Genomic DNA, 14571 nt, shown 5'->3' with positions numbered 1-14571 from the left:
CCAGTTCTCCAGGTTCCGGCACAGCGCCGATCAATCATCGATCACTCCGGCCAACTGCAGGGCCTCACTGATGGTGGAGTGGTACTTCTCCGAAAGCCAGGTCAATGGCAGGCGAATGCCTGGCTCCATCAACCCCATACGGTGCAGGGCCCACTTGACAGGAATCGGATTGGACTCGATGCCGAGATTGGTATGCAACGGCATGAGTCGCGTATTGAGCTGATGGGCGAGCTCGGCATCACCCGCCACCGCAGCCACACACAGCTCATGCATGGCACGTGGCGCGACATTGGCGGTCACCGAGATATCGCCATGCCCGCCCATCAGCATGAAGTCACAAGCCGTGCCATCATCGCCCGAATAGAGCATGAAGCCGCTGCCCTCGAGCCGCGAGATCAGGTCCTCGGCACGCTCCAGGTTCCCGGTGGCGTCTTTCAAGCCGATGATGTTGTCGACCTCGGCAAGCCGCAGCACCGTCTCGTTGTAGAGATCGGAGCAGGTGCGACCGGGCACATTGTAGAGGATGACCGGCAGCTTGCTGCCTTCGGCTACCGCCTTGAAATGCTGATAAAGGCCTTCCTGAGTCGGCTTGTTGTAGTAAGGGCAGACGGAGAGACAATAATCCGCCCCCACTTCACTGGCATAGCGCGCCAGTTCCACGGCCTCGGAGGTAGCATTGGCGCCGGTGCCGGCAATCACCGGAATTCGGCCGTTGACCTCTTCCACCACCGCGCGGATCACGTCGAAGTGTTCGGCGAAGGACATGGTAGTGGGCTCGCCAGTGGTACCGGCGGCCACGATACCATCGGTTCCATGCTCGAGGTGGAAGTTCACCAGGCGCCGCAGCGCCTCCCAATCGATGTCGCCATTGACCTTCATCGGCGTCGCCAGGGCGACGATACTGCCAGTGATCATCCTCTTTATCCTCTCGATTCGGCTACGGCGTCTGCGGCTTTGACGGGCCGGGGGCGTATTGCCCCCGGCAGGATACCGGAATCGCCAGCATCCAAAGAGCAAATGGTACTCAGGCGACCAGAGAGTGTACAGCATGGCCTTTACAGAGCGTGTCGCGTTGCGTGTAATCAAGGCTCATTTCGACCGCCATATCACACCTCAGGAGATAGCCCAATGAGCCTTCGTATCGGGCAACCAGTCCCCGACTTCACCGCCACCGCCACAGGCGACACCACGCTACGCCTCTCGGACTTCAAGGGAAAACAGGTCGTGGTCTACTTCTACCCCAAGGCCAGCACGCCGGGCTGCACCACCGAGGGGGGTGACTTTCGTGATCGCAAGTCGGACTTCGATGCAGCCAATACGGTAATTCTGGGTGTTTCCCGGGATGGCATCCGTGCACAGGAAAACTTCAAGACCAAACAGTCGTTCAATTTCGAGCTGATTTCCGACAAGGACGAAAGCGTCTGTCAGCTGTTCGATGTCATCAAGCTCAAGAAACTGTATGGCAAGGAGCACCTGGGCATCGAGCGCAGCACCTTCCTGATCGACGCCGATGGCAACCTTGTGCGTGAATGGCGGGGCGTCAAAGTGCCGGGCCATGTGCAAGATGTGCTCGAAGCCGCCCAGGAGCTTCATGCCAGTTAAGCGTCGCGACGCGTGAATGACGTCTGGCGAGGCCGCAACAACCGCGGCCTCGTCTTGCTCATCGGTTACTCTTCGGTCACCACCTCCCTCGAGGCTGCCTGCCGATACTTGATTCCACGTGGCCAGGCATATACCAGCGCCTTGAGCAAAGTCGCCAGGGGAATCGCGAAGAAGATGCCCCAGAAGCCCCAGATCCCACCGAAGAACAGCACCGCGACGATGATCGATACCGGATGCAGGTTGACCGCCTCCGAGAACAAGACCGGGACCAGCACATTGCCATCCAGCGCCTGGATCACTCCGTAAGCGATCAGCACATAGAGAAACTCGTTGGTCATGCCGAAGTGAAAGCCCGCTACCGCCGCCACCGGCAGGGTCGCCACCGCCGCGCCGATATACGGCACCAGTACCGAGAAACCGACCAGCACCGCCAGCAGCGCCGTGTAAGGCAGCCCGAAGTAGGCGAAAGTAAAGAATGCCACCGTGCCGACGATGATGATCTCGATGAACTTGCCGCGCACGTAGTTGGCGATCTGGTCGTCCATCTCCTGCCAGATGCGGGTCATCAGCGTGCGCTTCTGGGGCATCAGCGAGAGCATGAAGCCTACCAGCGTCTGACGATCCTTGAGCAGGAAGAACACCAGAATCGGCACCAGCACCAGGTAGATGATCAACGCCAGGACGTTGCCAAGCGATGCCAGCGAGAGCGTCAGGGCGCGCTGACCGAACTGCGTCATTTCGCGCCCCGCCACCGCGATCCAGTTCTGGATCTGGTCGGGCGTCACCAGGTTTGGGTAGCGTTCCTGCAAATCGTCGAGTAGTTGCTGCCCACTGGCGAACATGCGTGGCGTCTCCTGAATGAGCCCCACCAGCTGATTCCAGATCAATGGCATCAAGATGAACGCCAACGCCATCAACAAGCCGATGAACCCCAGGAATACCACGATCACCGCCAACAGGTGCGGGGTGCCTCGTCGCTCGAGCCAGCTCACGGCACCCTGCAGCAGAAAGGCAATCACGAGTGCGGTGAAGAACGGCGCCAGCATGCGGCCAAGATAGATCACCGCCGCGAAGCCCAATACCAGCACTACCAGCAGAATCACCGCTTCCTCATCCGAGAGGTAGTGATCGATCCAACGCTTGAAAACCGTACGCAAGCTCATGTATCGCGCGCTCCACCCTTGCGGATCCAGTAGTGGTAGACATCGTCGCGTTCCTCGCGGGCGGGCATTTCATGCTGGCTCTGGGCGACGAAGGTGTCGAAGTCATGCCAGGAGCCCGTGTCGGTGGCCATCACCTCCAGCACCTGGCCCACGTCGAGACGTGACAGCGCTTGCTTTGCCTTGAGTAAAGGCAGGGGGCAGGGAAGACCGCGGGCATCGAGCACGTCGTCGGGTTGTAAAGCCATGTTGTCTCCCGGAAAAATAGCGTGGCCAGCCGATCTCGGATTCAGGTTCGGCTGGAAAAATGTTCTATTGCTCTGACGATAACCTTGCTGCCTACTGCGAGGACCGCTCTTTCGGACAATGTCATACGCTCTGATTGGGTAAACAGCAGGCTATTCGCTTCAGCGGATCGATAAGCTTGTCTCGAAACCCGAATCCCTGGTGACGATCGGTCAAGCCCGACAGGCTCACGGAGATTTAAAGGCACTTTGCGTATCGAATCAATGTCGCAGGGTAACCCCGCCACCCGCCAGAGACGAGAGAAACGTCATGCCGCGCAGAATCACCCTACGCCTTGCCAGCCTGGCACTGTGCCTTGCGCTCGCCACACCTGGCGCCGCGCAATGGACCACCCCGCAATGGAATGCCGATGCCGGCCTGCCCAGCCTTGCCAGTAGCACAAGCCACGCGGCAAGCAACGAGGAGTTCAAGCTTGGACGCGCCTGGATGCGTCAGTTCCGTGCCCGCGCCCCTATCTGGCAAGACCCCATTGCCCAGGACTACATCGAATCGATGGTCGAAAGGCTGCTGCCGCACAGCGGCCTGGGAGGCAATCGCCCGCTGGTCACCCTGGTCGAGAGCCGCCAATTGAATGCCTTCGCCGTGCCAGGTGGGGTCATCGGGGTCAATGCGGGGTTGTTCGCCTTCGCGGATGAGGAAGACGAACTGGTTTCGGTACTTGCCCACGAACTCGGACATCTCTCACAGCGCCACTACGCTCGCGGCCAGGCGCGTGCGGAGCAAACCCAGATCCCCGCCATGGCGGCCATGCTTGCCGGCATGCTGATTGCCGCCAGCGGCGGTGGCGATGCGGGAATCGGCATGGCCATGGGCTCCCAGGCCGCCTTCATCCAAGATCAGCTCGCCTACTCACGGCGTTTCGAACAGGAAGCCGATCGTATCGGCCTGCAAGCCATGGCCGAGGCGGGTTTCGACCCCCATGCCATGGTCAGGATGTTTCGTGCCATGCAGCGCATGGTCAGCCTGCAGGGTGGCAACCCGCCAGAGTTTCTGCTCAGCCATCCCGTCACCGAATCACGCATCAGTGATAGCGAAGATCGTGCCAGACAACTGACGCTCGGCCGAAAGCGTAATGACGGCCCGCGCTACCATCTTGTCCGCGCCCGTGCCCTGCTGGTGATCCATCAACGCGACCCGCAGCAGGCCGCTACCCGCCTGAAGCAGGATGGAGCGCCACAGCAGGCAATGCGCTACCTCGATGCCTTGATCACGGCACGCCAGGGGGATACCGATAGCGCCCTGCAAACCCTGGACGCTCTCGCGCGCGAATTGCCTGATCTGGCGATGTTGCCCGCTACAGCAGCACAGGTCGCCTTCGAAGCCGGCCGCTATGACGAAGCCATTGAGCGCAGTCGCCGGCAGCTGCGCCTGATGCCAGGCTACGTACCGGCGCGCCAATTGCTGGGCGAGGCCTTGCTGCAACGTAACCCCGAGCAGGCCTGGCGTGTACTGCGCGAGCTATCCGAGCAACGCAACGAAGATCCGCAGGTCTTTACGCTACTGGCTGAAGCAGCCGGACGCAGCGAGCGCGAAGGCTGGGGGCACCTCGCCCGTGGCGAGCACTTGCAGCTCTCCGGGCGCATCGATGACGCGATCCGCCAACTGGATGTGGCGAAACGCGTGGCGCAGGAGGAAGGAGATGCCACCGCGGTCAGCCGTATCGAGCAGCGCCGCAGTGACTTCATCGACTACCGGGAGACAATGGAGAAGTTTCAATAGCTGGAAGCCGGAAAAGCTTGCTTCCATCCACCCTGGCGTCACGGGGTTCTCTTCCAGCTTCAAACGCAAGCCCGCGCAGCGGGCGCTCTTCCAGCTCCAACGCCAGGCGATGCCTAGCGCTTGAAGTTCAGCATCCGCTCCAGCGGCTTGAGGGCCGCCACACGCACCGCGTCGTCGACATGAATTTCGCCACTGCCATGGCGCAGGGCGCCAGCCAGGTTGTCCAGGGCATTCATCGCCATCCACGGGCAATGGGCGCAACTCTTGCAGGTGGCGCCATTCCCGGCGGTGGGCGCCTCGAAGAGCGTCTTGCCGGGCACTGCCTGCTGCATCTTGAAGAAGATGCCGCGGTCGGTGGCCACGATCAACTTGTCATTGGGCAGTGACTTGGCGGCGCTGATCAACTGCGAGGTGGAGCCCGCCACGTCGGCCAGTTCGACCACCGACGCCGGGGACTCGGGGTGCACCAGCACGGCGGCCTCTGGATAAAGCGCCTTGAGATCCTCGATGCCCTTCGCCTTGAACTCGTCATGCACGATGCAGGCACCATCCCACAGCAGCATGTCCGCACCGGTCTTGTTGCGGATGTACCCGCCCAGGTGCTTGTCCGGTGCCCACAGGATCTTCTCGCCACGCGATTGCAGGTGTTCGATCACGTCCACGGCGATCGACGAAGTCACCACCCAGTCGGCACGAGCCTTCACCGCCGCGGAGGTGTTGGCATACACCACCACGGTGCGATCAGGGTGGGCATCGCAGAATGCCGAGAATTCATCGGCCGGGCAGCCGATGTCGAGCGAGCAGGTCGCCTCCAGGGTCGGCATCAGCACGCGCTTCTCCGGCGAGAGGATCTTGGCGGTCTCGCCCATGAAGCGGACGCCGGCCACCACCAGGGTATCGGCGTGGTGACGCGCGCCAAAACGCGCCATCTCGAGGGAATCGGCGACACAGCCACCGCTCTCCTCGGCAAGCTGCTGAATGGCATCGTCGGTGTAGTAGTGCGCCACCAGCACGGCGTTGTTGGCCTCGAGAAGCTGCTTGATCTCCTCGACGCGGGCCTCGTCCTCGGACGGAATACGGGTGGGGCAATAGGTACGTGTCAGGTGCTCTCGCACCTCTGCACGGGAGGTCATGATCGTCATCGTGTCTACCACTGTGACTGGCAGGGGCTCCCCCTGCATGATACGGGTGCATCGTGGCCGCGCGCTCCGCGCGGACGATACGCCTGAGGCCACCCCTTGCGTCTCTCGCCAGGTCGACCCGAATCTCTATTCTAGACCAGAATGGTGGGATATTGACCACCCCCGGCCACAAATGCGTCACATGGAAACCATGAGATCTGGCTCGTCGGGGGCAAGAGCCGCCGAAACCGCGTTCAGCCTCGGTGGCGAAGGGTACGCAAGCGCACCGACGTTCGCCTGTCGTCGTGCCAATGTCGCGTTACCGATGCTTCACGACGTCGTGAAGACCGGACAGCAACGCGAGGTTCATCATGTCATCCCCCATTCATCATGCTGCCCCTGCCAAGCAACCCCCTCCTATCCAACGCACAACGCCTACCAAGAATACATTCAAGACGTTCAATCGCCTGCCCGAGCGCGAGCCGGGCGAGCAGCAGCATGGCTACCCATTCAGGCCACAACGTTTGCCTGAAATAACATGCCAATCAGACGCCCCTATCCAGTCGAACCTACCCTCAAATAACTGATAATGAGGCTCTCCCGTGTCAGATTTACTGACACGGGAGATTTCCTACCTTTCGGCGTCACGCAGATACGATGTCAATGTCATCTACGATGCCGGCTGGATACCTGGGTCAGCCTGCGAAAACGTCATCAGCTTTTTTTCTTGGGCTCGTCATTGATATTTGCCAGTACGGTGTCGGCCTTGCCACTTTTCTTACCAGCATCTCCTGACTCGGCTGCATCTTTACCGCTACGCTTTCCGGCGTCGTCATTGATATCTGCCAGTACGGCACCACCCTTGCCATCATGCTTGTCGGATTTAGCCTTGCTTCCCTTGCCCTTCGCCTCACTCGCATGACCTTCAATCTGATTCTTGCTCATGACCCAGCCTCCATAACAATATTTCATTTTCACCCTTCCTCATACAATACACCCATGGTGAAAGCATGAGGTTGCCAAGGGCTGTTTAGTTTTATCTCGCGACCAGACAACGTCGAGCAACTCGATAATTAATGCTCAACTTCCTGCGTGATCAGACGGCCTGGCGTAAAAGGAGTCGATGGTCGAATTCCAGGTAGGATCGGCCATATTCGGCCATTGATCCTTGTCGAAGCCCGGCGCGCTCTTCAACTGGTCAACATCCACATCGAGAATGAAACGGTGGTTTTCCCTGTCTTGTGTCAAGGCCTTCCAGGGGACTGCGAACAGACGATCCCCCAAGCCCAGAAAACCACCCGATGCCAGGACGACATACCGTATTTTTCCCTCGACGGTGTCTAGCATGATGTCCTGTATCTTACCGAGCTTTTCATCCTGCCTATTGCAGACTTCATCACCTGTCATGGTGGATGCACTCAACAGCAAGGATTCAGCCTGCATGCCATCGACGGTATCGTGGCTTCTCTTCGACTGCGTTGCCATATCGCTCATACAATCATCCTCTGGTTAATTTTTACTTCTTCTTTTTGTCACCGCCAGCCATCTTGGCTTTCGCCTTACCAACATATTTCTCGGCTTTTCCCTTGTATTCAGTACTCTTGTCACCAGTCACCTTGCCTGCAAACTCTTTGGCCTTACCTTTCGCCTCGGTCGCATGGCCCTTCACCCGATTCTCTTTCATAAGCGGATCTCCATATGTTTGTCGTGTCGAAATTCTGCTTCTTATCACGAACGCATCTAGAAGCAGGGCGAGATTACAAAGATAGTGGAAGCTTGCAAACCGGTCGGTGCGGCATCGAACATATACGGTGTGGCTTCTCGCTTCGCTGCTGAATCGATGACGACACTGACACGCACGGCCATCCCGGCGTGTCTCGACATTTCGTCACGACACCACCTCGGGCGCCTTGAGTCCTGTAGCAATAGATGTATCACCGTATATTGGTATCGATCATCCAGGGCATCGTCATCCCGCTCCTGGTCAATGATTTCCTAACCGGGCAAAGGCAAACAGCTCGGTCAATGGATGCCGGCGGTGTTCGATCTGCGCGCGTAGCAATCCGGCGCCAAGCATGCTGTAGGTGATGCCGTTACCACCATAGGCCAACGCGAACAGCACGCGCGCGCCATACTCAGGGTGGTGGCCGAACAGCGGCAGCCCGTCGCTGGTTTCAGCGAACGTACCTGCCCAGGCAAAGGCCGGTGGTGCATGGAGATGAGGAAACAAACGGGAGACCTTGCGCTGTAGTGTCGCCGCCTTGCGGTCGACAGACCGGTCCCGTCTCGCGGGCATATCGTGCTCGTCGTCTTCCCCACCGACCAACAGCCGGCCATCGCCGGTAGCGCGGAGATAGATATAGGGCCGAGAGGACTCCCACAGCATCGTATCTGCCAACCAGCCCAGCTCATCGGGATCGACGGGGTCACTGATGTAGGCATAGCTGCTGAGATTCTTCGCGACGCGCTGGCGCAACCATTGCTGAGACTCGTAACCGTTGGCAATCACGACGTATTTCGCTGTTATCGAGATACCATTATCGGTGGTCAAACGAACCGAACGCTCCGTGTCTGTGATTGAGGTCACCTCGGTTCTATCGAATACGCGCGCGCCCTGTTGCTGCATCCTGTGCAGCAGTCGTGAGGCGAGCCGATAGGGATCAACGCGAGCGGCCACCGTACTGAGGATGGCGGACGGCGCCGTCAGACCGTACTCATCCTTGAGAGCCGCGCGATTCAGCCAACGAACCGGAAAGCCATATGTTTCCCGCCAGGCGAATTCGTCGACCAGACCAGGATGATCCTTACGATTGCTGGCGTAGTACAAGCTTTCGCAGGTACCGAAATCGACATCCCCGACCGACTGAGCGATCTGCCCAATCTCGCTGACAGCATTCAAGCTGGATTGGTACGCCAGAAGTGCGGCGTCCTGATCATAGCGCTTGACGAGATCGGTCGCGTGGGTATCGATTTCATACTGCAGCAAGGCGGTGCTGGCCGATGTGCTACCCCAGCAGACGTCGCGCTTATCGAGCACGACGACATCGTGACCGTGGGCTGCCAATTCATCAGCGATCAGCGCGCCGGTGATGCCAGCGCCCATCACCACCACTTCGCAACTCAGGTCAACGTCAAGCGGCGGGAACGCATACATCAAGCCATTCTTGACCGCCCAGAACGGGTATCCACTTTTCAAGTCCATGGCGACTCCGACAAATCATTCCTGGTGCGCAAGGCCTGAGACTCGCTCACGGGCACTCGTACCGTCGGTACGTTGCCACACTGAACACAACGTGGAGCTGGATGAACAAGGTGGAAGCAGCTCGGTGCAAGTGTTCGTTATCGAACAGACGACTCTCGGCTGCGGCATGAAAATCCATATGGGCCAGTCCTTAACCCGGTATAACGCTTGTCCTAATCTCCCACCTCCCCGGAGAAAAGCCATGGCTACGAGTAAGAAACCCGCCCGCGCGTCACGAGGAAAAAGTGCAGGTAGCGACCGCGTGCTCAGAACCAATGACATCGTCGTGAAGCAAGCTCGCGCAAGCGAAGGCTTCGTTGCCGCGATACCCTACAACAGCATCAAGGGGCTCGAGCACGGTCACGACAACGGCGTGGCGCCACCATCCGGAGTGCCGGTAGCGCCGGAGTCCAGCGGGTTGACCGCGAGTACAACCACAGAGAATACCGGGACCGCGAAGACGGGTGGTGCAGCACCGCTCGGAACCAATACGACCAACGAGTCGCTTGACCGAGTCCGGGTCGACGCAAGCGATCAACCATTGACGACAAATCAAGGTGTTTCCATTGGCGATAACCAGAACACCTTGAAGGCCGGATTGCGTGGCCCTTCATTGCTTGAAGATTTTATTCTGCGGGAGAAAATCACCCATTTTGACCACGAACGTATCCCGGAACGAATCGTCCATGCAAGCGGCTCCGGTGCACACGGCTTCTTCGAAGCCTATGACGAGTTCACCCGGTACACTCGCGCGGCGCCGTTCAGTAAAAAAGGCAAGACCACTCCCGTGTTCGTACGGTTTTCTACTGTGGCAGGTGAACGCGGTTCGAAAGATACCGCGCGCGACGCACGAGGCTTCGCCGTAAAATTCTATACCGACGAAGGCAACTGGGACCTTGTGGGAAACAACATACCGGTATTCTTCATCCAGGATGCGATGAAGTTTCCTGACCTGGTCCATGCCGTCAAGCCAGAACCGCATCACGGCATGCCTCAGGCGGCATCGGCACATGACACCTTCTGGGACTTCGTCTCATTGATGCCGGAGTCCACTCACATGCTGATGTGGGTGATGTCGGATCGTGCGATACCACGCAGTTTTCGGATGATGCAGGGCTTTGGCGTGCATACGTTTCGTTTGATCAACGAACAGGGCGAATCAACATTCTGCAAGTTTCATTGGAAACCACAACAAGGAACCCATTCACTGGTCTGGGACGAAGCCGTGAAGATATCGGGCGCCGACCCCGATTTCCATCGACGGGATTTGTGGGAAGCCATCGAGTCGGGCGAATTTCCGGAATGGGAACTGGGGCTGCAGATATTCACCGAGGAACAAGCCGAAGGCTTCAGCTTCGATGTGCTCGACTCGACCAAGTTGGTGCCGGAGGAACTCGTACCGGTTATTCCTGTCGGTCGCATGGTGCTGAATCGCAACCCGGATAACTTCTTCGCGGAAACCGAGCAGGTCGCTTTCTGCACGGCGCATATCATACCAGGCATCGACTTTTCCAATGACCCGTTGCTCGCCGGTCGCATCCATTCCTATGTCGATACACAAATCACCCGACTAGGCGGCCCTAACTTCCACGAGATCCCGATCAACTCGCCACTTGCCTCGGTGCAGAACAACCAACGCGATGGCATGCACCGTCAGGTGCTCAATCGCGGGCGTGTCGCGTACGAACCGAATTCCTTGGCGGGCGGTTGCCCCTTCCAGGCCGGAACAAGTGGGTTCGTGTCCTTCCCCGAGGCCACGACCGAAGACAAAGTCCGTGGAAAGCCAGAGAAGTTTGCCGAGCACTATGCTCAAGCAACATTGTTTTTCGACAGCCAGACAGATGTCGAAAAAGCGCATATCGCAGCCGCATTCCGCTTCGAGCTGAGCAAGGTCGGAGTCTCCGCCATACGTGAGCGGATGCTGTCCTCACTGGTGAACGTTTCGCCAGACCTGGCTGCCAAGGTCGCCGCGGGGTTGGGCATGGAAGTGCCCGATGCCATGCCAAAGGCAATGGATAATCCGCAACCCCCTGAAATCACCCAATCTCCGGCCCTTTCGCTGATGGCGCTACCGGGCGAGTGCGGTGTCCGCACACGCCAGATTGCCGTATTGGTGGAAGATGGCGTCCACCATGCCTCACTCGCCAGCTTGCATAGTGAACTGACCGACGCGGGTGCAGTGGTTCATTTCGTGGGGCCGCGGGTGGGCCTGTTTGTCGGCGACTCCGGCGCAAAGATCGAAGCGGACAAGTCGATGGAGAATGCTCCGGGGTTCCTGTTCGACGCGCTGGTACTGCCCGATGGCAGCAAGGCGGTTCAGGCGCTGACAGATAACGGAGATCCAATGGAGTTTGTCAAAGATCAGTATAAGCACTGCAAAACGATTCTTGCTCTAGGCGCCGGGCGAAAGCTGCTGTCAGCGGCAGGCATCGAGTCAGCCGCACAGCAAGATCCCGGGGTTTTTCTCGCGGAGAGCGCCGATGCGGCCGACATCGCGCCCACCTTCATAGACGCAGTCGCCGCGCACCGCCATCCAGCTCGTGAAATCGATCCACCAACCAAATGAGACGGCAGGATCAGCACTATGGACGCGTAAGATAAGGTGCACGCGGTCATCCTGGGGACTGGCGGCTCGTTCAGCGCTGTCGGGCTGGGCGTCGACGGTCCCCATGAGTGCTGCGAGCCCGCCGATCGGTAATCCTCTACCCTCTCAACCGGTTAGGGAAACGCTGATTTATGAGCGCTTCCTGCTGCGCTGGAACAAGTTCAGGATAGCGAGCAATATTACCGCCCCAATCAGCGACACGATGAAGCTCATGATGGTGATGCCGTCGTTGATGGAGCCAGCACCAAGCAGCGGACCGATCAGAAAACCGCCGATCAGTGCACCGACGATACCGACCACGACGTTGAGGATGATGCCCTGCTGAGCGTTGGTACCCATGATTATGCTTGCAATCCAGCCGACCAGACCGCCCATGACGAGCCATACGATGATGCCCATGATCGTTACCTCCTGTGAACCTCGACGCACAACGAGCGCCAGAGGGTCAAGGGTACGACGACCATGCCGCGGTCACAGTGCGCTATCGCACGCTGGCATCACGGGAAGTGCATGGCACCGAACGACGATGTGCGCACTGCATAAGTGTTTTGGGTTACCTTTGAGATATCCTATGAATTATCGCGGAGAGTGTCATCATCATGGCCCAGTCACCAATCTTCAGTTCGGACAAGCTGCGCTTTATTTTCAGCCGCATAAAAGAACGCCTGTGGGTCAAGCCACTGTTACTTTGCTTACTTTCCATTGGGGGTACATTCAGCGCCAGGCTGGCTGACAATTTGGGCCTTTCCAGCCTCTTGCCCGAGATCACCCTGGAATCCGTCGAGTCACTGCTCACTATCATGGCTTCCAGCATGCTGGTTATTGCGACCTTTGCGGTAGGCTCGATGATTGCTGCCTATGCCTCCGCAAGCGCCGGCGCGACGCCTCGCTCCCTACCGCTGGTCATCGCGGATGATGTCACCCAGAACGCTTTGTCTGCCTTTATAGGCGCATTCATCTTCAGCATTGTTTCCCTGGTAGCCATCAAAAATGACCTGTTTGGCTCAGCAGGACGGTTTGCGATCTTCATTCTGACCCTCATGGTATTTGCCATTGTTATCATCACATTTGTTCGCTGGGTGGACAGAATTGCCCGACTGGGCCGGGTGGTGAACACCATCGAGAAAGCGGAGATGGCAACCAGCGCGGCACTGGATCGCCGGCGCCATGCGCCCACGCTGGGGGCTTTGGAAGTCTTGCCGCATCTGACCATAAACAAGAGTGGGCCGGTATTTTCGCCGACAGTGGGCTATGTACAGCATATTGATATGAAGACGTTACAATCCTGCGCCGAAACACTTGACTGCCACGTTATCGTGACAGCACTGCCTGGTAAGTTTGTCAGTACAAGCTGTGCCCTGCTCCATGTTGTGGACTGCATCGAGGAGTGTGAATCATCAGAAAAAGACGCCTTCGCCAGCGCATTCACGATTAGCCCAAACCGTACCTTTGAAGATGATCCCCGCTTTGGAATTCTGGCGCTATCGGAGATTGCCGACAAGGCGCTATCACCTGGCATCAATGATCCGGGAACCGCGATCAATGTCATTGGCACAATGGTAAGATTATTTACGCTTTGGCAATCGCCGCTTGAGCAGGACCAAATACGGGAAATTACCTACGACCGCGTATCGGTACCGAAGCTTTCGATAGACGATTTGTTCGACGATGCGTTTACTGCAATCGCCCGTGATGGGGCAGGCATCGTTGAAGTGTCCACCCGCTTGCAGAAAGCGCTTAGCACGTTGGCCGAAACAGAAGATAAAGCGATGGGCGCCGCCGCGAAAAGACATTCACGGATGGCACTAGCCCGTTCGGAGCACGCGATGTCACTTCAGGACGATATCGATGCGGTGCGCCTAGCTGCTGGAGGCTGGAGTGCACGCTCATGACAGCATCATTCGCCCGTTTGCTGCTTACCCTCTTACAAAGTGGGCTCAAAAAAATGCGCGGCTTAAGCCGCGCCATTCACCACATACCCGTTCATGCCATGGTTCAGCACTTCATGAACAATGCTTAGTTGCTCTGCATGGCCTCACGAAGGGTCTGGCTGCCATCGACATCCTCGTACCGGTCGCTACCATAGTCACCGGATTCTCCATCATCGCTCGAGCTAACCACAAGATGGTCATCGTCGCGAAGCTCTAGATCGCCCACTGTGTAGCCCATCTCGTCTTTACCGAATCCAAGAAAACCTCCTTTAGTAATCACGACATAGATGTCGCCATTCTGGGTGTCTCGCACCACGCGCTCGACCTCACCGACCTCTTCATCGTCTTCCTGGCTATAGACGGTATAGCCTTCGATCTCGCCAACTTCCCTGCTTACGAGATTATCGCTCTCCGCGGCCTGGTCCTGAGAGGCTTCATCTTGATCCTGCTGCGCCCCATCCCGGTCCTGTTCATCCGGATCATGCATTTCAGCCTCGACCTCTTCAGCACGCTCAACATCGACGCTGGCTTCGCCCGCCTCTTCGACTGTGGCTTCATCCGGTTCTCCATCGATGACAACCTCGGCTCCCTGACCTTGCGTATCCTGGTCAGGATTGCTCTCCTGGGCGCCTTGCTGGGTCGTCTGCTGCTGTTCATCCATCTGTGTCTCATCATCCTGGGCAAACAGGGCCTGGGTCAAGCCGATACTCAGGGCGCCAACTGCGATGGCAATTGCTGTCCTTTTCATTATATTCTCCTTCTTCATTAGTTTATCTTGGCTGCCATTCACCTCTATGATGGAGTCACTCGACACCCTTTGGCGCAAGGTGAATGCATGTATTTCAGACACTTCATTTACCCATCACATAGTAAGCATAGGAGGTAA

At 57.9% G+C, this 14571-nt stretch carries 14 protein-coding genes; 4 read left to right on the top strand and 10 right to left on the bottom strand.

What is annotated here, in order from left to right; translation table 11 throughout:
• Nucleotides 1–30: 30 nt before the first annotated feature.
• Nucleotides 31–915: a 4-hydroxy-tetrahydrodipicolinate synthase gene (gene dapA, locus C6V82_RS00640; RefSeq protein ID WP_102586826.1), complete on the bottom strand. Its 885-nt coding sequence runs from the start codon at nucleotides 913–915 to the stop codon at nucleotides 31–33.
• A 213-nt stretch (nucleotides 916–1128) separates the two neighbouring features.
• Here dapA and C6V82_RS00635 point away from each other — a divergent pair, with 213 nt between their 5' ends.
• Entirely contained in the window at nucleotides 1129–1602 is a 474-nt protein-coding gene (locus tag C6V82_RS00635) for a peroxiredoxin (RefSeq protein WP_102586827.1), read from the top strand.
• A 65-nt stretch (nucleotides 1603–1667) separates the two neighbouring features.
• On the opposite strand, the gene C6V82_RS00630 is transcribed toward C6V82_RS00635, so the two are convergent.
• Nucleotides 1668–2765 (bottom strand): AI-2E family transporter, encoded by a 1098-nt coding sequence (locus C6V82_RS00630; protein ID WP_102586828.1) that lies wholly within the window; start codon nucleotides 2763–2765, stop codon nucleotides 1668–1670.
• Nucleotides 2762–3010, bottom strand: coding sequence for a sulfurtransferase TusA family protein (locus tag C6V82_RS00625; RefSeq protein ID WP_102586829.1), 249 nt, complete (start codon nucleotides 3008–3010; stop codon nucleotides 2762–2764). Before C6V82_RS00625 ends, C6V82_RS00630 begins: the two co-directional genes overlap by 4 nt.
• Nucleotides 3011–3317: 307 nt before the next feature.
• Here C6V82_RS00625 and C6V82_RS00620 point away from each other — a divergent pair, with 307 nt between their 5' ends.
• Nucleotides 3318–4787 carry a M48 family metalloprotease gene (locus tag C6V82_RS00620; RefSeq protein WP_102586830.1) on the top strand — a complete coding sequence of 490 codons (1470 nt, stop codon included), beginning with the start codon at nucleotides 3318–3320 and terminating at the stop codon, nucleotides 4785–4787.
• A gap of 113 nt (nucleotides 4788–4900) precedes the next feature.
• Here the strand turns inward: C6V82_RS00620 and nadA are convergent, their stop codons facing one another.
• From nadA to C6V82_RS00595, 5 genes are all read right to left on the bottom strand, one after another.
• Nucleotides 4901–5929 carry a quinolinate synthase NadA gene (gene nadA / locus C6V82_RS00615; RefSeq protein WP_102586831.1) on the bottom strand — a complete coding sequence of 343 codons (1029 nt, stop codon included), beginning with the start codon at nucleotides 5927–5929 and terminating at the stop codon, nucleotides 4901–4903.
• A gap of 693 nt (nucleotides 5930–6622) precedes the next feature.
• Nucleotides 6623–6853 (bottom strand): hypothetical protein, encoded by a 231-nt coding sequence (locus tag C6V82_RS00610; RefSeq protein ID WP_102586832.1) that lies wholly within the window; start codon nucleotides 6851–6853, stop codon nucleotides 6623–6625.
• Nucleotides 6854–6988: 135 nt separating this feature from the next.
• On the bottom strand, nucleotides 6989–7402 hold the full coding sequence (locus C6V82_RS00605) for a PRC-barrel domain-containing protein (protein WP_219724472.1): 414 nt from the start codon (nucleotides 7400–7402) through the stop codon (nucleotides 6989–6991).
• Between the two features lie 22 nt (nucleotides 7403–7424).
• Nucleotides 7425–7592: a CsbD family protein gene (locus tag C6V82_RS00600; protein WP_102586833.1), complete on the bottom strand. Its 168-nt coding sequence runs from the start codon at nucleotides 7590–7592 to the stop codon at nucleotides 7425–7427.
• A 300-nt stretch (nucleotides 7593–7892) separates the two neighbouring features.
• Entirely contained in the window at nucleotides 7893–9110 is a 1218-nt protein-coding gene (locus C6V82_RS00595) for an NAD(P)/FAD-dependent oxidoreductase (RefSeq protein WP_102586834.1), read from the bottom strand.
• Nucleotides 9111–9351: 241 nt separating this feature from the next.
• On the opposite strand from C6V82_RS00595, the gene C6V82_RS18340 reads away from it, so the two are divergent.
• The gene (locus C6V82_RS18340) at nucleotides 9352–11715 is read left to right on the top strand and encodes a catalase (RefSeq protein ID WP_180978210.1); all 2364 of its coding nucleotides are present in this window, start codon (nucleotides 9352–9354) and stop codon (nucleotides 11713–11715) included.
• A gap of 168 nt (nucleotides 11716–11883) precedes the next feature.
• On the opposite strand, the gene C6V82_RS00585 is transcribed toward C6V82_RS18340, so the two are convergent.
• On the bottom strand, nucleotides 11884–12153 hold the full coding sequence (locus C6V82_RS00585; protein WP_102586835.1) for a GlsB/YeaQ/YmgE family stress response membrane protein: 270 nt from the start codon (nucleotides 12151–12153) through the stop codon (nucleotides 11884–11886).
• Nucleotides 12154–12353: 200 nt separating this feature from the next.
• On the opposite strand from C6V82_RS00585, the gene C6V82_RS00580 reads away from it, so the two are divergent.
• Entirely contained in the window at nucleotides 12354–13646 is a 1293-nt protein-coding gene (locus C6V82_RS00580) for a DUF2254 domain-containing protein (RefSeq protein WP_102586836.1), read from the top strand.
• A gap of 124 nt (nucleotides 13647–13770) precedes the next feature.
• On the opposite strand, the gene C6V82_RS00575 is transcribed toward C6V82_RS00580, so the two are convergent.
• Nucleotides 13771–14451 (bottom strand): PRC-barrel domain-containing protein, encoded by a 681-nt coding sequence (locus tag C6V82_RS00575; protein WP_102586837.1) that lies wholly within the window; start codon nucleotides 14449–14451, stop codon nucleotides 13771–13773.
• Nucleotides 14452–14571 lie beyond the last annotated feature (120 nt).

This window comes from Halomonas urumqiensis (assembly GCF_003028575.1).
In the GTDB taxonomy this organism is placed as follows: domain Bacteria; phylum Pseudomonadota; class Gammaproteobacteria; order Pseudomonadales; family Halomonadaceae; genus Halomonas; species Halomonas urumqiensis.
The sequence above is the reverse complement of the archived record's forward strand: the minus strand, read 5'-3'. Positions and strand labels throughout refer to the sequence as shown.